Genomic DNA, 17129 nt, shown 5'->3' on the forward strand with positions numbered 1-17129 from the left:
GGATTACAGCTTCTCCAGTTTAAATTCAGCAGACGTTTTTTCATATTCGAGAAATTTACCTGTAAGAGGTTGAATAAATTCTACGTTATACGGTTTGTCTGCCATTTTTTTGCGAACGTCGCGAACGTCGCTTGCTTCAAGATAGAGTGTCTCCGTTTGCTCGCGTACCGGGACCTCATCTTTCGATTGTTGATACAATACTTTATAAATCATGGTTCATGCTCCTTCCAAAAAAATGTTCTACAAATCATTATATATGAAATGTTGATCTTTTTCACTGTCTAGCTCTGTTTCCGCATGAATTCAGAAGATTCGATTGTCATTTTCCCGTTTAGAATTAGCTTTGACAAGCAGTAAAAAAACATACTGAATCAACAAAAAAAATCTTTGGAACTGATATAATGGGAGAAGAAATAGATTTTAACGCATTATATGTGTTGGATGGGCTTGATTGTCGTATTCAACAGAAGGAGGATTATACGTTTGACGAAGCCTAAAATTGTTTTTTTTGATATTGACGATACTTTGTACGATCAGAATAAATTGGTTCCGGATTCAACAGCGGAAGCGATCAAGAAATTACAGGAGCAAGGTGTAATCACTGCGATTGCAACCGGTCGTTCTCCGTTCATGTTCCGCGCATTGCGCAGTCAATTAGACATTCACTCATTTGTCAGTATTAATGGTTCGTACGTCGTTCATAATGACAAGCCGGTTTACACGAATCCATTAGCTGCCGATACTTTGGGTACACTGGTGTCACAGACTAGAGAAATTGGCTGGTCGCTTGCTTTTGTAACAGATAAGTCTCTGAAAATGGATGGCGAACCTGATGACAAGGCAAGAGCGAGTATTGAGAGTTTGAAACTCCCCGTTTCTTTTCCTGAAAGCGATCCTCATTTTTTTGAAAATCACGAAGTGTATCAGGGACTGCTTTTCTACTCGGATCATGACGAAGCTGGCTTTCTCCGGAATGAACCGTTTAATCGTTTTCGTTACGTACGCTGGCATAAATACGGTGTTGATGTAATCCCAAGATACGGATCGAAGGCGGAGGGAATTAAACAGCTGCTAAAGCAGCTGAACCTGACACCAGACGAGGCGTGTGCTTTTGGCGACGGAAATAATGATATTGAGATGCTTTCTTATGTAGGAACCGGCATTGCGATGGGCAATGCAGTTGATGAAGCAAAAAAATCAGCGGACCTTGTTACCACTTCGGTTCATCAAGATGGGATTTATAACGGATTAAAACAGGTAGGTCTGTTGTAATTCAATTGGCAGGCAAAGAGGATCGCATTTTGCGATCCTCTTTGCCTGCCAATTATTTAATAAATATCTTTTTCCATGACGTGATCTGGAATCTTAAATGGGTCTTCTTTATTGATTCGATCATAGAAGAGGATACCGTCCAAATGATCGATTTCATGCTGGATTGCAATTGCAGGATATCCCTTGAGACGAAGCGTAACCGGTTTGTCATCGATATCAAATGCCTTAACTTTAACCCGAGCATGACGCGGTACAAAGCCCGGAACTTCGCGATCAACAGACAAGCACCCTTCGCCGCCCTCCAGATAAGTGTTTTCGATTGAATGACTGATGACTTTCGGATTAAAGAGCGTGTATTCATAATGTTTGCCATTTTCATCATCTAAGTACAGTGCAATCATCCGTTTGCTAAGAGCGATCTGTGGGGCAGCCAGCCCGATTCCCGCGCGCAGTCCGTATTTTTTAGCTGCTTTTTCATCCTGACTGTTTTTCAGAAATTCCAACATTTGTCTCAATGTGTTTTTTTCTTCATCTGTTGCCGGGAGAGGAACTTCTTTGGCGACTTGTCTCAGAATCGGATTGCCTTCCCGGATTATATCATTCATTGTAATCATGAACTAAGTCACTCCTTCAGCCGCGACCGAAAGTATCGGTTCGCTTTATTTCTAATCTGTTACTAGTGTATCATTAATAATTCCTAATGTTTACTCTCTTGTTTGAAATGTGCTTTGATTTCAGCGAGAACATAAATTGACGGTTAAACCGTTACGTTTGACTTCATTGAATGACGTATTATAAACTGAAATCAGTGAAGAGCAGATGGGATCTTACACATATTTGCGCAACCACTTGCAGACCATTTCAGTGTTCATGAATGAAGGCGAATTGAAAGGGGGCATCGGAGCGGAATATATGTTAAGAAATCTCCGTCTCTGAAAGCGCTTAAGTGATATATGTCTCATTGATTGGGATGACAAAAAACACGCATACTGATGGGAAGAGGTGAGAGACTTGCCTGTGAATTATTCTGGAAAGATTGAAGACTTTTTTTCGACGTTACGTATTCTTGACGAGCAAGGGCATATCGTAGATCAGCAAAAAAAGCCCGAAATGACAAATGATCAATTGAGGGAATTAATGCGGCGCATGGTCTATACGAGAATCTGGGATCAGCGTGCACTTTCATTGAATAGGCAAGGAAGACTGGGGTTTTATGCGCCTGTATCCGGTCAAGAAGCATCAATGGTAGCCAGTGAATTTGCAATGGACAAGGGAGATTGGCTCCTTCCTTCTTATCGTGATATTCCACAGCTTGTCTGGCACGGACTTCCACTTTATAAAGCGTTTCTTTATTCAAGAGGACACTTTGAAGGCGGAAAATATCCCGTGGAGCTTAATGCGGTTATGCCGCAAATCATTATTGGAGCTCAGGCGACACAAACAACCGGAATCGCACTTGGCCTGAAGAAACGCAGAAAATCACAAATTGCATTTTGTTACTTTGGCGACGGAGCAACGTCGCAAGGTGATTTTTACGAAGCGATGAATTTCGCCGGTGTCTACAAGGCACCAGCTGTATTTATTTGTCAAAACAATCGATTCGCTATATCTGTGCCGGTTGAAAAACAGACAGCGGCACAGACATTGGCACAAAAAGCGGTCGCTGCCGGAATCAGAGGTATTCAAGCTGACGGATTGGATCCGCTTGCTGTCTATGCGGCGGCAAAAGAGGCGCGTGATCATGCATTGGCCGGCAATGGACCGACATTAATTGAAACACTCACCTATCGTTACGGACCGCATACGATGGCCGGCGATGACCCGACACGTTATCGTACAGATGAATTGACCAATGAATGGGAGAAGCGTGATCCGCTTATCCGTTTTCGTCTTTATCTTGAGAAGCAGGGGATTTGGTCGCGCGAAGATGAAGAACAAGCGTCGGCGCAGGCAAAAGACGATGTGGCAAAAGCTCTGAAACAGGCGGACGGAGTTCCGAAGCAAAAAGTTACTGATTTACTTGGCAATATGTTTGAAAAACCAACGCAAAATGTTCAAGAACAGATTGAGAAGTACGGCGCGCGGGAGGGGGATCAGCGATGACACAAATGACGATGATCCAAGCGATTACCGACGCGATGCGAACGGAGCTTCGCAATGATGAAAATGTGCTTGTATTTGGTGAAGATGTGGCGAAAAACGGCGGTGTTTTTCGAGCAACGGAGGGTCTTTATGATGAATTTGGCGAGGAACGTGTATTTGACACTCCCTTGGCCGAATCCGGTATCGGCGGGCTCGCATTGGGGCTCGCACTGCAGAATTACCGACCGGTCATGGAGATCCAATTCTTCGGATTTGTGTTCGAGGCAATGGACAGTGTTGCGTCGCAGCTCGCACGTCTGCGCTATCGTTCCGGGGGCAACTATCATGCACCGGTCACGATTCGTTCGCCCTTTGGAGGCGGAGTGAGGACTCCAGAACTGCATGCGGATAATTTGGAAGGCCTTTTCGCGCAATGCCCTGGGCTCAAGGTTGTTATTCCGTCGAATCCTTATGATGCCAAGGGCTTGCTGATTGCTGCTATTCGCGACAACGATCCGGTTATCTTCTTAGAACATATGAAGCTTTATCGTTCGTTCAGAGAAGAAGTACCTGAAGAAGCTTACACAGTTGAAATCGGTAAAGCCAACATTGTTCGTGAAGGAAAAGATGTATCAATTATTACGTATGGGGCAATGGTGCGTACCGCACTCAAGGCAGCTGAGCAACTAAGCAAAGAAGGTATCGAATGTGAACTCATCGACCTTCGGACAATCAGTCCGCTGGATACGGAGACAATTGCGGATTCAATAAAAAAAACAAATCGGGCAGTTGTTGTTCAAGAAGCCCAAAAACAGGCGGGTATCAGTGCCCAAGTGATTGCGGAAATAAATGATCGGGTTCTGCTTCATCTTGACGCACCTGTAGGTAGAGTGGCTGCTCCCGATTCCGTTTTTCCTTTCGCTGCAGCTGAGGATGTCTGGCTGCCTAATGAAAGGGATATTATTGATCAAGTGAAAGAAACACTGAATTTTTAATAAATAGAAAAATTTTGTGTTCGCAATTTTGTTCCGCACGAATGTCTCACACAATGAATGGTGAAGTTGAACTTTTTAAAAAAAGAGAATGATGCGCGTAAATTTTTTGAGAAAGTGAAAGGAGGGTGAACACCGTTGGCCTACTTATTTAAATTACCGGATATCGGTGAAGGAATCCACGAAGGAGAAATTCTTAGATGGTTTGTAAAACCGGGGGACACTGTCCATGAGGATGATCCCTTGGCGGAGGTTCAAAATGACAAGGCGGTTGTCGAGATCCCCTCTCCGGTAAATGGAACAGTTCTGGCATTAAACGCTGAGGAAGGCCAAATTGTTGAGGTGGGAACAGTCGTTGTTACCCTGCAATCGGACGATGCAGATGTTGAAGCCAGCCAAGAAAGTGCTGCACCCGAAGAAGAAGATGTACGGTTTGCCGCCGCAGAAATTGAACCAAACGAAACAAAGACCAAAAATTCTGGAAACCCGAATGGCAGCAATCGGGTCATTGCCATGCCGTCCGTTCGAAAATACGCCAGAGACAAAGGTGCTGACCTGAATCAAATAAAGGGCAGTGGTCGAAATGGGCGGGTACTAAAAGAAGATGTCGATCAATTTCTTACTGCTCCTGAGGAAAAACAGGAGAAGATCCAATCACCTGAAAAGAAATCGATTGACAGGAACAGTGAGGAAAATCAAAATGTGGCTGCTAGTCAAGAGAATGCCTTTGAGACCCGTGAGCGGTTTGCCGGAATCAGAAGGGCAATCGCACGAGCGACTGCACGTTCGATGCAGAATGCGCCGCATGTTACAATTATGGACGATGTTGAGGCAACAAAGCTTGTGGCGCATCGAAAACAATTTAAAGAAGAGGCGCAGGCCCTTGGCGTAAAACTGACTTATCTGCCGTATATTGTAAAGGCGCTTGTTTCGGCACTGAAGGAGTTTCCGGTGTTGAATGCCTCGCTTGATGAAGAGAATCAGAAAATTATCTATAAGCATTATTATCATATCGGTATTGCAACGAATACAGATGCGGGACTGGTTGTCCCGGTGATCAAGCATGCCGAATCAAAATCGATGTACGTGATCGCAACTGAAATTCAGCAGTTTGCGGAAAAAGCGCGTAACGGTAATTTGACTTCTGAGGATATGAACGGCGGAACGTGTACAATTTCAAATATTGGCTCAGAAGGCGGCCAATGGTTCACTCCTGTGATTAATCAGCCCGAATCCGCTATTCTTGGGGTCGGAAGAATTTCTGACAAAGCCATCGTACGCGATGGAGAGATTGTTGCCGCACCTATGCTTGCTCTGTCTATGAGCTTTGATCACCGTCTCATTGATGGCGCGACTGCTCAGAGGGCAATGAACAAAATAAAGAGGCTGTTAGTCGATCCGCAACGCCTTATTTTGGAGGGGTAGATATGGTAGTAGGGGAATTTACCACAGAAGTAGATACGGTTGTCATTGGGGCAGGTCCGGGCGGTTATGTCGCGGCTATTCGCGCTGCTCAATTGGGACAAAAAGTTATTGTCATTGAAAAAGAGCATGTTGGGGGTGTCTGCCTGAATGTCGGCTGCATCCCTTCAAAGGCACTGATATCAGCGAGCCACCGTTTTGAACAAATGAATCATTCTGAAGCTTATGGCATCAAGGCGGAAAACGTAACAATTGATTTTCTTAAAGTACAGGAGTGGAAAGGTTCGGTTGTGGAGCGGTTGACCGGCGGTGTGAAAGGACTTTTTAAGGCGCACGGGATTGAACTTGTCGAAGGCGAGGCTTTGTTCGTTGATACGGACGTGGTTCGTGTGAACCATGGCTATGAGTCGGCACGCTATAAGTTTAATCACTGCATTATTGCGACGGGCTCAAGTGCGATCGAAATACCTGGTTTTAAATGGAGTGATCGCGTGCTTTCATCGACCGGAGCACTTGCTTTAAAAGAAATTCCTAAAAAAATGGTCGTTATCGGCGGCGGTTATATTGGGATTGAATTGAGTTCGGCATTTGCGGGATTCGGTACCGAAGTTGTTATTCTTGAGGGAACGCCATCCATTCTTCCTGCGTTTGAAAAACGTTTGATCGCTCCTGTAAAGAAGAAACTGAAGCAAAAAGGAGTGACCGTTTACACCAATGCACTTGCCAAAGGCGTAGATGAATCGGCAAACGGTGTTTCGGTGACTGCTGAAGTGAAGGGCAAAGCACAAGTTTTTGATGCGGATTATGTGATGGTGACCGTCGGGCGCCGCTCAAACACAAAGGATCTTGGTCTGGACTTGGCGGGCGTTGAATTAGCGGAACGCGGGTTAATCAAGGTTGACAAACAAGGCAAGACGACGAACGAAAAAATTTATGCGATCGGCGATATCGTAGCGGGGTTAGCACTTGCTCATAAAGCGTCTTACGAGGGGAAAATTGCTGCTGAAGCGATAAGCGGAGAAGCATCTGAAGTTGATTATCGCGCGATGCCGGCCGTCGTTTTCTCTGATCCGGAAATTGCCTCTGTCGGATTATCTGAGGAGGAGGCTGTCAAAGAAGGTTATGAAGTAAAATCCGGCCAGTTCCCTTTTGCCGCAAATGGGCGCGCACTCTCGCTCGGCGAATCGGACGGTTTCTTGAAGATCGTTTCCCGTGCCTCAGACGGGCTCGTGCTTGGTGCTCAGATTGTCGGAACCAGTGCCAGCGATATGATCGCAGAATTCGGTTTGGCGATTGAATCAGGAATGACGGTTGAGGATATCGCACTAACGATCCATGCACATCCGACATTAGGCGAGATTGCAATGGAAGCGGCGGATGTGGTCCTCGGTCATCCAATTCATATTGCAAAATAAGAGCGGAGACAGTTAACGGCCTGAGTTCCATCGGGGTACTCAGGCCGTTTTGTACATTATTAACAGATGATCAAACAGATACTCCGGAGCATGCGCGTGCGAGCATGTAAAGTGGCAGTAAAATGGCAACTTGTTCTTTTAAATAAGCGGTCAGTTCGTCTGCACTTTTCGCTATCGCTTCATTTTTCGGGATGACTACACCGCAGAGCAGTTCAGCCTTTTTAAACGTTTTTAAGCGAAGAAACAGTTGACTCAGTTCTTCTTCATTCAGGTCATGATGAAAGCGGTATTCATCTTTCATATGATCTGCAGACCAGGCATAATCGGCGGGCGTCTGTTTTACGAGTTCCCGAATCCGAGCGAGCAACGCTTCTCCAAGCTCAGCTTTATCCGGATATTCCTCAATAACGGCCAGCCAGAAGAAAAGGTGCGTCGGCCAAATACCAAATTGGAAATGAGGATGTTTTTTGTAGCCGCGCTTGTCTTGGGCAATTGCCAGCCATGTGCTGTCCGGCGGATTGACCGTTCGACGCGCATGACGGGCGATATGCGGATAAAATGGCATTTCCGCATCAGCACTTTTATTCAAAAACGGGACCAATTGATCAGCTATCCTGCTGAATTTCGGCTGCACATGCTCACGAATTGCGTGCATTCTGTTTTCCAAACCGGGCAGTTTCATTAGATCAAAATCATGTTTTGTAAAGCCGCTTTGTGACATTGTGTCCACTCCTTATACGGTTGATTTCTTTATCATAGTGTACCACAGTCTTGTAAGCAAAAATGGGTTTGTCACTTTTCAAGAACAGTGATTTTTATGGCAATACGCACGCTCTTTCAGCATAAACTAAAGAAACAACATCAATCGTTCAGCTAAAAAGAATGGAAACAAAGAACCCTCTTTTTGAACTAAAACTGAAGGGATGTGGCATCCGCCATGAAACAGATCAGTCAGACTCTGAGCAGGAAGGATGCGGAACGAAGAATTCCTCAAGTGCGTCATGCAATCGATCAGGAACTGACCTTACTGCATAAAGCATTAATCAAAAAGGATGACAAAACAATCCATCAATGCAAACAAAAGCTCGAAGTTCTTCGCCGGGAAATGCTGCTTCTCGAAATATAATTAAAGAGAGATTTGTATTTTTTGCTCCTAATAATGAGCGCGTTCAGCGTGATCACTGCCTGCCGAGGCGGTGATTTTTCCTTTTTAACTCAAATGATGTACTATTATTTTAATGAATGCATTATTAGATGAACGTGCAGGAACGGAGTGACAACAGATGATCAATAGAGACTGGGCGGCTCTTGAAGAAGAAGTGACCAGTTGGATTAAAGAAGCGGCAAGCCAATTACGTGAGTCATTAACCAAACCACTTGAAATTAGTGAAAAAAGCGCTCATAACGATCTCGTAACGAATATGGATCGGTCGATTGAACGCTTCCTGATCGGAAAAATCAGAACTGCTTATCCTGACGACAAGATTATTTCTGAAGAGGGATACGGAGACGGAGTAAAAAATAAGCATGGCGTTTTGTGGCTTCTCGATCCGATTGATGGTACCTTGAACTTCGTGATGCAGAAACGCTTTTTTGCTATATCAATCGGTATTTATGAAAATGGGCACGGAAGAGCCGCCTTCATTTATGATGTTATGGCTGATGAATTATTTCATTGCATCTCAGGCAGCGGAGCTTATCAAAATACAAGGAAATTGTCTGCTCTTACAGAAGTTGCCATTGACGATGCACTGATTGATCTCAGCCCAACGTGGTTGAAACCGAATCGCAGAATTCATGAAGAAATAATGACCGACATTGTCAGGCGCAGCAGTGGAACTCGTGCTTACGGCGCGGCATCTCTGGAACTTGCTTATGTCGCGGCAGGTTATTTGGATGCCTATTTCACAATGCGGCTATCGCCATGGGATTATGGGGCAGGTCTAATACTTATAGGAGAAGTCGGTGGTCACTATTCAAGAGCAGACGGCACACCTATTGATATTTTGACGAAACAGTCTGTGCTTGCTGCTCGTCCCGGTCTGCATGAATATATGACCAGTCATATTTGTGAACAAGTGAATCATGGCAGATTTATCAGCGAACCTAGATAATTCTGTGTTTTATTGCTGCTTGCGTGTGTCGCTTTTTTGCTGCACAGCCTTTAGCAAAAAGCCGAGCCACATAAAAAGAATGACGGCAAATGCGCAGAGCAAAGTGAACAGCGGACGTGCGAAAACCATTCCTGTAACGATGCCGACCAGACTCATTGCGACCAGAAAAATAAGTGAATATAGGGACATGCGGTACATGTAATCACCTCTTAAAGATATGATAAAGGTATTCGGAAAAAAGCACAAAGAAAATGAAAAGATGAAATTAATTTTCAACAGTCACAGAAAAAATTGACAACTAACGGGTGCTTGTGAGAGAATAATTTGCATGTGTAGTTTCGACTACCTCATGCGAAGTGATTGGATATTATGAGGAGAGTACAGAATAAATGACAAAATTTAGGGAAGAATTGCGGAATATCGCGATTATCGCACATGTCGACCACGGTAAAACGACCTTGGTTGATAAATTGTTGATGCAATCCGGGACATTCCGTAAAAATCAACACATTAATGAACGAGCAATGGATTCAAATGCAATTGAACGGGAACGCGGCATTACAATATTGGCGAAGAATACGAGCCTTTCTTACAAAGACCATACAATAAATATTGTGGATACCCCGGGACACGCGGATTTTGGCGGTGAAGTAGAACGAATCATGAAAATGGTTGATGGTGTTCTCCTTCTGGTTGACGCTTACGAGGGATGCATGCCGCAGACACGCTTTGTTCTCAAGAAAGCCTTGGAAGAACATTTGAAGCCGATCGTTGTTGTTAACAAGATTGATAAACCAATGGCTCGTCCTGCAGAAGTTGTAGACGAAGTTATTGATTTGTTTATTGATCTCGGTGCAGATGAAGATCAACTGGAATTCCCTGTTGTATATACTTCTGCGGTCAATGGTGTTGCGGGAACAGATCCTGGGCATGTCGATCAGGATATGAGTGTCGTTCTGGACATGATTCTTAAGTATGCGCCGGCACCGATTGATAATCGTGATGAAAGTCTTCAATTCCAAGTAACGATGCTTGATTACAACGATTATATCGGACGCATCGGCATTGGCCGTATTTACCGCGGCAAAATTAGGGTTGGTGAAGAAGCCGTTTTGGTTAAAAATGGCGGAGAAAATGTTGAAAAATTTCGCATTACGAAGCTTTTCGGCTACCATGCGCTGAAGAGAATGGAGATTGAAGAAGCGTGCTCAGGTGACATCATTGCAATTACTGGTGTATCTGATATTGATATCGGCGATACGATTAATGATGTGGATAAGGTCGATCCTTTAGCTCCACTGAGAATTGATGAACCAACTTTGAAAATGACATTTCTTCCGAATACGAGTCCTTTTGCAGGTCAAGAGGGTGATTACGTTACCAGCAGAAAGATTGAGGATCGTCTGTTGGCAGAAATGGAACGCGACGTCAGCTTGAAGGTAGAATCAGCATCGGATTCTCATGACTCATGGGTTGTCTCCGGACGTGGAGAACTTCATCTGTCTATTTTGATCGAAACGATGAGGCGTGAGGGCTATGAACTGTCAGTTTCAAAACCAAGCGTTATCACAAAAGAAATTGATGGTAAACTTTGCGAACCTTATGAATCAGTTCAAATCGATGTTCCAGAAGAATACGTGGGCGCAGTTATTGAATCTATGGGTAAGCGCAAGGCTGAACTTAAAGATATGAGGCAGGAACAGCCGGGTCAAACACGTTTGACTTTTATGATTCCTTCTCGCGGCCTTATCGGTTATAACCGTCAATTTATGGCCGATACTCGCGGCTACGGTATCTTAAACCATACTTTTGATCACTTTGCGCCATTCATCAAGGAAGAAATCGGCGGACGCCGCAATGGGGTGCTCGTATCAATGGATCAGGGTCAGACAACGGCCTATTCCCTTGCTGCACTTGAAGATCGCGGCGAGATGTTTGTCGGACCCGGTGTCAATGTTTACGAAGGTATGATTGTCGGTGAACACAACCGTGAAAACGATTTGACGGTTAACGTTACAAGAGCAAAGCATGCGTCAAATGTGCGGTCGTCAAATAAGGATCAAACGGTGACATTGAAGGAAGCACGCAAAATGTCGCTGGAAGATTCGCTCTCTTATTTGAATGACGACGAATATTGTGAAATCACACCAAAGAGTGTGCGTATGCGCAAAAAAATCTTGAATAAGGGCGAACGCGAACGCTTCGAAAGACGCGGGAGCAAGATTCCTAAGTTTAATGGCTGATAAAAACACTTGGCTCAGCCAAGTGTTTTTATCAGTGCTTCTTATCTTTTCTTTATCGCTTGTTTGTACAGAAAAGAATAAAAAACGTCTGCAGGCCTCAATCGGAGGCTCGGACGCTTTTTTATTGTCAATCAAGGTGCTTTGTTTTCTTTTTTCCCTCATTAACCGGGAGGTGCAAAGTGAATTTTCCGGTTGCCCAGCGTGCTCGTGTTCGCTCACTGATTCTCTTATTGCAGGTGTCGCATAAATAAGTATGAATCGGCCTGTTCCTGAGACGCTTCGCAATCATGGATTGATCATCAAGCCGGCATATCTTGTCACATAGTGCGCATTTTACTTGCATGAAAAGACCTCCTTAGGCATAGTATAACAGGTTTTATAAATGCATGTGAGGCATGGGTGATTCGATTAAAACCATTTCTGGATCATGACTGTGATTAATCTTGCATTTTAGCATAACAGAGGGTAAGATAAAAATTAGGCAAGTAAATTGAGACAAGGGGGGAGCAGGATGTCAGTCGAAATAAAAATAGGCAAACGGGAAAAAGCCTATGAATTGTTGCAGGCCGACGCACAGAAAATTCTGAAGCTGATAGGGGTACAAATGGATAATTTGACAATGCCCCAATGCCCCCTGTATGAAGAAGTATTGGATACTCAAATGTTTGGTTTGTCCCGCGAAATTGATTTCGCGGTTCGCTTAGGCGTTGTTCGTGCGGATGAGGGAAAAGAACTGCTTAGCTCGCTTGAACGGCAGGTTTCCGCACTTCATGAAGCATCGACACGAAAATAAACCTATTTTGCTCAAACTTGAAGCCTGTTTATTGGCGTAGTTTGGGCTTTTTTATCGAACAAACGCAAAACTGCTCTGTTTTCTAATGGAGAGGTTTCGTGCCGGTTAACATGAAGGCGAACAGACAAATTTTTATACGTGCAGCCCTATGAAAAGGTATCCCAAATGTTACGATAATGGATCAGATAGGTGGATCTCATGTTGAAAAAGCTGTTGCATCATTATGATTATTCTTTGCTTGCAGTCATGCTGCTTTTGGTGGGCTTCGGCTTGATCATGGTTTACAGTGCAGGTTCGGTGTGGGCAAGACTTTTTTTTGAGACGCCGCAGCCGCCTAGCTATTTTTTTATTCATCAGTTAATGTGGTTTCTTCTGGCGGTTCCAGTTGGCATTTTCGGTCTGATTTTTCCTTATCAGGCCTACCGCAAACTAGTCAAACCGATGATTATCCTATCTCTTGGTTTGCTCTTTTTGCTTTTCACGTTGGGAAATACAGTTAATAATGCGCAGTCATGGTTTCATTTAGGTTCATTCAATATCCAGCCGGCAGAGCTTGTAAAAATCACTGTAATTATGTATTTAGCATCGGTCTTTTCAAATAAGCAGCATGTCATTTCTGATTTTAAGACGTCAGTACTTCCACCGCTTATTGTTGTTATTGCTTACTTCTGCATGATTGCTGCTCAGCCTGACTTTGGTACGGCCATGATTCTGATCTCCATTGCAACGGTGATGGTACTTTGCGCAGGTCTTAGGGCAAAACACTTAATGTTTTTGGGTGGAATCGCCGCAGTTTTTGTCCTGCTTTTTTATAATAAATTTTTAAGCAGTAATCAATTAGGGCGATTTACTGCTGCATATGATCCTTTTTCAGATGCTGACAAGACAGGGCGGCAACTGATTAATTCATATATAGCCATTGCATCAGGCGGGTTTAACGGAAGAGGGCTCGGGCATAGCATTGAAAAAACAGGATTTCTTCCTGAACCGCAGACGGACTTTATTATTTCAATCATCGGAGAAGAACTCGGTTTGTTGGGAATCTTATTTGTAGTCTTTTGTCTTGCCTATCTGGTGTTTAAGGGTTTTGTGACTGCAATTCGATGTAAGGATGTGTTTGGCAGTCTGCTTGCAATCGGTATTTCCAGCATGCTGGCAATTCAAACAATTGTCAATCTAGGCGCTGCTACCGGATTGCTGCCGATTACAGGTGTAACATTGCCGTTTGTAAGCTATGGTGGTTCGTCATTGATTATGATGGTCTTCTCTATATGCGTTTTAATAAACATTTCTGCATTTGTTAATATGAAAAGATCGAACAGCCAATTAGATTAGAAGGGGAGAGAGAGAATGTTAAAGCAAAAAATTAAACGATTGTTGATCGCTAACCGGGGTGAAATTGCCATCAGAATTTGCCGCGCCTGCACGGAACTCGGTATCCGAACGGTTGCCATTTATTCTAAGGAAGACATCAGCTCGTATCATCGTTATAAAGCAGATGAATCTTATCTGGTCGGCCGGGGGAAAAATCCGATTGAAGCGTATTTAGACATTGAAAGTATTATTGAAGTGGCAAAAGCGCATCATGTTGATGCAATTCATCCTGGTTACGGCTTTCTCTCTGAAAATGCTGATTTTGCACGGCGCTGCACAGAAGAAGGAATTATTTTTGTTGGACCAAAATCAGAGCATCTGACTACGTTTGGCGATAAAGCAGCGGCAAGAGAAGCGGCTGTTAATGCGGCTATTCCGGTTATCCCCGGTTCCGGAGGTCCGGTCTCTTCTGTGGATGAAGTGAAAGCATTTGGAAGAACTCACGGTTATCCGATTATTATAAAAGCTGTGCTTGGAGGCGGCGGCCGTGGTATGCGGATTGTGCGCAGTGCTCAGGGCGTTGATGAAGCGTACGCGCGGGCAACCTCAGAAGCAAAGCAGACGTTCGGCAAAGAGGATGTTTACGTTGAAAAATATCTGGACCATCCGCGCCATATCGAAGTTCAAATTATGGCAGATCAGTCCGGAGAAATTGTTCATCTCTATGAGCGTGACTGTTCGGTGCAGCGGCGCCATCAAAAGGTTGTCGAGGTTGCGCCCAGCCGCGGACTCGGCGAAAAATTACGCCATGATATCTGTAATGCGGCCGTTCGATTAATGAAAAGCGTCAATTATCTGAACGCCGGGACTGTGGAGTTTTTAGTGACTCCGTCCGGGGAATTCTATTTTATTGAAGTCAACCCGCGTGTTCAAGTGGAACATACAATTACGGAATTAATTACCGGTATCGATATTGTTTCCTCTCAAATCCTTATTGCAGAAGGCTACGGATTGCACGAAGACCCTGTACTTATTCCGGAACAGAAGGATATCCGTACTTATGGCTATGCGATTCAATGTCGTGTGACAACAGAAGATCCGAGCAATCAGTTTATGCCGGATACCGGAAAGATTGTCGCTTATCGAAGCGGCGGCGGCTTTGGTGTTCGGCTTGATGCCGGCAATGCCTATACAGGATCAGTTATTACACCATATTATGATTCTTTGCTTGTGAAGCTTTCTACTAATGCACGTACATTTAAGAGTGCCGCGGTCAAAATGCTGCGCAACTTGAAGGAATTCCGGATTAGAGGAATCAAAACAAACATTCCTTTTTTAATAAACGTTGTTCAGCATCCGGAATTTTTAGAGGGCAATGTGTCAACAACCTTTATTGACACTACTCCGGAACTTTTTGTATTTAATAAAATCCTTGATCGCGGTACAAAAATGTTGTCCTATATCGGCAACATAACGATTAATGGTTATCCGGGTATTCAAAAAAATAAAAAGCCTGTTTTTGATGTGCCGCCGATTCCTGATGTTAAATTGTCAGAACCCTTCTCTGGGGGTACAAAGCAGATTCTGGAACAGAAGGGAGCCCAGGGAGTAGCCGATTGGGTTAAAGCTCAAAAGCAAGTGCTTTTGACGGATACGACGTTCCGTGATGCACATCAAAGCTTGCTCGCTACACGCATGCGGACAAAGGATATTATACGCGTTGCAGCGCAAACGGCGCATCTGCTGCCGAATTTGTTCTCAGAAGAAGCATGGGGCGGTGCGACCTTCGATACCTCCTATCGTTTCTTAAGAGAAGATCCGTGGGAACGGTTGAGCAAAGTAAGAGCGAAAATGCCGAATGTTCTGCTCCAGATGCTGCTTCGCGGTTCCAATGCGGTAGGCTACAAGAATTACCCGGATAATTTAATCAAGGCATTTGTCAAAGAAGCAGCAAAGCATGGTGTCGATGTCTTTCGCGTGTTTGACAGTTTAAACTGGCTTGACGGTATGCGTGTCGCTCTGGATGCGGTTATTGAAAGTGGAAAAATTGCCGAAGGAACGATTTGCTACACAGGCGATATTTTGGATATGTCGCGGACAAAATACAATTTGGATTATTATAAAAAAATGGCGAGAGATTTAGAGGCTGCCGGAGCACATATTCTTGGAATTAAGGATATGGCCGGTCTTCTTAAGCCGGAAGCAGCTTATCGACTGATTTCAGAATTAAAGGATACAATTTCACTTCCAATTCATTTGCATACACATGATACGAGCGGTAACGGCATCTATACTTATGTTCGGGCAATCGACGCCGGTGTTGATATTGTCGATGTTGCCGTTGAAGCAATGGCCGGTATGACTTCTCAACCAAGCGTAAACTCTTTATATTACGCGCTCGGTGCCAATGATCGGAAACCGGACATTGATATCAATGCATTGGAATCTCTGAGTCATTATTGGGAAAAAGTACGGCACTATTATTTCCCATTTGAAAGCGGCATGAAAACATCGAATGCAGAAATTTATAAGCTTGAAATGCCGGGCGGACAATACAGCAATCTGCGCCAGCAAGCAATCGCCGTTGGACTTGGTGACCGTTTTGAAGAGGTAAAGGATATGTATCGCCGTGTTAATCTTCTATTCGGCGATATTGTCAAAGTAACTCCATCTTCTAAAGTTGTCGGCGATATGACACTCTACATGGTACAGAATCATTTGAATGAAGATAGTATCTATGAAAAAGGGCAAACGCTTGATTTCCCTAATTCAGTAGTAAACTTCTTTATTGGCGAATTAGGTCAGCCTTACCAAGGGTTTCCAAAAGAATTGCAGCGCATTATTCTTAAGGGCAAGCAACCATTGACAGATCGTCCGGGCAAGCATCTTGAACCGATTAATTTCGCGGATATCCAAGCGCGATTGGAAGAAAAATTTGAACGTAAGTTTAAATTTCATGAAGTTTTATCTGCGGCGCTTTATCCGAAAGTTTACACAGACTATCTGCATTTCTGTGATACTTATGGAGAAACGACCGTTTTAGAAACACCTACCTTTTTCTACGGACTGCGTCTCGGAGAAGAAGTGTCTGTTACGATTGAAGAAGGAAAGATGCTTGTTGTAAAGCTGATTTCAATTGGCCATCCGCAAAAGGACGGCACGCGGACACTGTATTATGAATTAAACGGCCAACCACGCGAAGTATCGATAAAAGATATGAACGTTCAGGCATCCGAGATCGCACACGCAAAAGCTGAAAAAGACAATCCGAATCAGATCGGGGCATCAATGCCGGGAACGGTCGTAAAAGTACTTGTTTCCTCAGGTGAACGTGTTAAGAAGGGTGATCACCTGCTTGTCACCGAAGCGATGAAGATGGAGACGACCGTTCAGGCACCAACGGACGGAACGATCAAAAAAGTATATGTCAGCGAGAACGATGTCATTGAAACGGGTGACTTGATGATTGAATTAAGCTGATC

The 17129-nt window shown here is 44.1% G+C and carries 16 protein-coding genes; 11 read left to right on the forward strand and 5 right to left on the reverse strand.

Features of this window, described 5'->3' with window-relative positions; translation table 11 throughout:
* Positions 1 to 3: 3 nt before the first annotated feature.
* Complete coding sequence (locus tag NIE88_RS10770; protein WP_253062024.1) at positions 4 to 213, reverse strand: DNA-dependent RNA polymerase subunit epsilon; 210 nt, start codon at positions 211 to 213, stop codon at positions 4 to 6.
* Positions 214 to 483: 270 nt separating this feature from the next.
* Between NIE88_RS10770 and NIE88_RS10775 the strand changes: the two genes are divergently transcribed.
* Positions 484 to 1272, forward strand: coding sequence for a Cof-type HAD-IIB family hydrolase (locus NIE88_RS10775; RefSeq protein ID WP_253062026.1), 789 nt, complete (start codon positions 484 to 486; stop codon positions 1270 to 1272).
* A 56-nt stretch (positions 1273 to 1328) separates the two neighbouring features.
* Here NIE88_RS10775 and def read toward each other — a convergent pair whose 3' ends face one another.
* Positions 1329 to 1886, reverse strand: a complete 558-nt coding sequence (gene def / locus NIE88_RS10780; protein ID WP_253062028.1) for a peptide deformylase — start codon at positions 1884 to 1886, stop codon at positions 1329 to 1331.
* A gap of 397 nt (positions 1887 to 2283) precedes the next feature.
* Between def and pdhA the strand changes: the two genes are divergently transcribed.
* The 4 genes from pdhA to lpdA all read left to right on the forward strand — a co-directional run bounded on the left by pdhA (position 2284) and on the right by lpdA (position 7183).
* Positions 2284 to 3375 (forward strand): pyruvate dehydrogenase (acetyl-transferring) E1 component subunit alpha, encoded by a 1092-nt coding sequence (gene pdhA / locus NIE88_RS10785; RefSeq protein ID WP_290446425.1) that lies wholly within the window; start codon positions 2284 to 2286, stop codon positions 3373 to 3375.
* Positions 3372 to 4349 (forward strand): alpha-ketoacid dehydrogenase subunit beta, encoded by a 978-nt coding sequence (locus NIE88_RS10790; protein WP_253062030.1) that lies wholly within the window; start codon positions 3372 to 3374, stop codon positions 4347 to 4349. Before pdhA ends, NIE88_RS10790 begins: the two co-directional genes overlap by 4 nt.
* A gap of 135 nt (positions 4350 to 4484) precedes the next feature.
* The gene (locus NIE88_RS10795) at positions 4485 to 5771 is read left to right on the forward strand and encodes a dihydrolipoamide acetyltransferase family protein (protein WP_253062032.1); all 1287 of its coding nucleotides are present in this window, start codon (positions 4485 to 4487) and stop codon (positions 5769 to 5771) included.
* Between the two features lie 2 nt (positions 5772 to 5773).
* A complete protein-coding gene (gene lpdA / locus NIE88_RS10800; protein WP_253062034.1) occupies positions 5774 to 7183 on the forward strand; it encodes a dihydrolipoyl dehydrogenase in 1410 nt (469 codons plus the stop codon).
* 70 nt (positions 7184 to 7253) lie between these two features.
* Here the strand turns inward: lpdA and NIE88_RS10805 are convergent, their stop codons facing one another.
* Positions 7254 to 7904: a YktB family protein gene (locus NIE88_RS10805; protein ID WP_253062036.1), complete on the reverse strand. Its 651-nt coding sequence runs from the start codon at positions 7902 to 7904 to the stop codon at positions 7254 to 7256.
* A 216-nt stretch (positions 7905 to 8120) separates the two neighbouring features.
* Between NIE88_RS10805 and NIE88_RS10810 the strand changes: the two genes are divergently transcribed.
* Positions 8121 to 8309, forward strand: coding sequence for a YkzI domain-containing protein (locus tag NIE88_RS10810; protein ID WP_253062038.1), 189 nt, complete (start codon positions 8121 to 8123; stop codon positions 8307 to 8309).
* A 157-nt stretch (positions 8310 to 8466) separates the two neighbouring features.
* Complete coding sequence (locus NIE88_RS10815) at positions 8467 to 9297, forward strand: inositol monophosphatase family protein (RefSeq protein WP_253062040.1); 831 nt, start codon at positions 8467 to 8469, stop codon at positions 9295 to 9297.
* A 9-nt stretch (positions 9298 to 9306) separates the two neighbouring features.
* Here NIE88_RS10815 and NIE88_RS10820 read toward each other — a convergent pair whose 3' ends face one another.
* Positions 9307 to 9495, reverse strand: a complete 189-nt coding sequence (locus NIE88_RS10820; RefSeq protein ID WP_253062042.1) for a hypothetical protein — start codon at positions 9493 to 9495, stop codon at positions 9307 to 9309.
* A gap of 191 nt (positions 9496 to 9686) precedes the next feature.
* On the opposite strand from NIE88_RS10820, the gene typA reads away from it, so the two are divergent.
* A complete protein-coding gene (gene typA, locus NIE88_RS10825; protein WP_253062044.1) occupies positions 9687 to 11540 on the forward strand; it encodes a translational GTPase TypA in 1854 nt (617 codons plus the stop codon).
* Positions 11541 to 11667: 127 nt separating this feature from the next.
* On the opposite strand, the gene NIE88_RS10830 is transcribed toward typA, so the two are convergent.
* Positions 11668 to 11883 (reverse strand): YlaI family protein, encoded by a 216-nt coding sequence (locus tag NIE88_RS10830; RefSeq protein ID WP_253062046.1) that lies wholly within the window; start codon positions 11881 to 11883, stop codon positions 11668 to 11670.
* A 168-nt stretch (positions 11884 to 12051) separates the two neighbouring features.
* On the opposite strand from NIE88_RS10830, the gene NIE88_RS10835 reads away from it, so the two are divergent.
* The 3 genes from NIE88_RS10835 to pyc all read left to right on the forward strand — a co-directional run bounded on the left by NIE88_RS10835 (position 12052) and on the right by pyc (position 17127).
* Complete coding sequence (locus tag NIE88_RS10835) at positions 12052 to 12333, forward strand: Fpa/YlaN family protein (protein WP_253062048.1); 282 nt, start codon at positions 12052 to 12054, stop codon at positions 12331 to 12333.
* A gap of 198 nt (positions 12334 to 12531) precedes the next feature.
* On the forward strand, positions 12532 to 13668 hold the full coding sequence (locus tag NIE88_RS10840; RefSeq protein WP_373689427.1) for an FtsW/RodA/SpoVE family cell cycle protein: 1137 nt from the start codon (positions 12532 to 12534) through the stop codon (positions 13666 to 13668).
* Positions 13669 to 13683: 15 nt separating this feature from the next.
* Positions 13684 to 17127: a pyruvate carboxylase gene (pyc, locus tag NIE88_RS10845; protein WP_253062052.1), complete on the forward strand. Its 3444-nt coding sequence runs from the start codon at positions 13684 to 13686 to the stop codon at positions 17125 to 17127.
* Positions 17128 to 17129: the final 2 nt, after the last annotated feature.

It is taken from the genome of Sporolactobacillus shoreicorticis (genome assembly GCF_024125445.1).
GTDB lineage: Bacteria > Bacillota > Bacilli > Bacillales > Sporolactobacillaceae > Sporolactobacillus > Sporolactobacillus shoreicorticis.

What these genes read in the sequence shown, in the direction of transcription:
- NIE88_RS10790 (WP_253062030.1), top strand. Translation starts at nt 3,372, where the DNA reads ATGACACAAATGACGATGATCCAAGCGATTACCGACGCGATGCGAACG.
- pyc (WP_253062052.1), top strand. Translation starts at nt 13,684, where the DNA reads ATGTTAAAGCAAAAAATTAAACGATTGTTGATCGCTAACCGGGGTGAA.
- NIE88_RS10830 (WP_253062046.1), bottom strand. Translation starts at nt 11,883, where the DNA reads ATGCAAGTAAAATGCGCACTATGTGACAAGATATGCCGGCTTGATGAT.
- NIE88_RS10810 (WP_253062038.1), top strand. Translation starts at nt 8,121, where the DNA reads ATGAAACAGATCAGTCAGACTCTGAGCAGGAAGGATGCGGAACGAAGA.
- NIE88_RS10815 (WP_253062040.1), top strand. Translation starts at nt 8,467, where the DNA reads ATGATCAATAGAGACTGGGCGGCTCTTGAAGAAGAAGTGACCAGTTGG.
- NIE88_RS10835 (WP_253062048.1), top strand. Translation starts at nt 12,052, where the DNA reads ATGTCAGTCGAAATAAAAATAGGCAAACGGGAAAAAGCCTATGAATTG.
- typA (WP_253062044.1), top strand. Translation starts at nt 9,687, where the DNA reads ATGACAAAATTTAGGGAAGAATTGCGGAATATCGCGATTATCGCACAT.
- NIE88_RS10770 (WP_253062024.1), bottom strand. Translation starts at nt 213, where the DNA reads ATGATTTATAAAGTATTGTATCAACAATCGAAAGATGAGGTCCCGGTA.
- NIE88_RS10805 (WP_253062036.1), bottom strand. Translation starts at nt 7,904, where the DNA reads ATGTCACAAAGCGGCTTTACAAAACATGATTTTGATCTAATGAAACTG.
- lpdA (WP_253062034.1), top strand. Translation starts at nt 5,774, where the DNA reads ATGGTAGTAGGGGAATTTACCACAGAAGTAGATACGGTTGTCATTGGG.
- NIE88_RS10820 (WP_253062042.1), bottom strand. Translation starts at nt 9,495, where the DNA reads ATGTACCGCATGTCCCTATATTCACTTATTTTTCTGGTCGCAATGAGT.
- NIE88_RS10840 (WP_373689427.1), top strand. Translation starts at nt 12,532, where the DNA reads ATGTTGAAAAAGCTGTTGCATCATTATGATTATTCTTTGCTTGCAGTC.
- def (WP_253062028.1), bottom strand. Translation starts at nt 1,886, where the DNA reads ATGATTACAATGAATGATATAATCCGGGAAGGCAATCCGATTCTGAGA.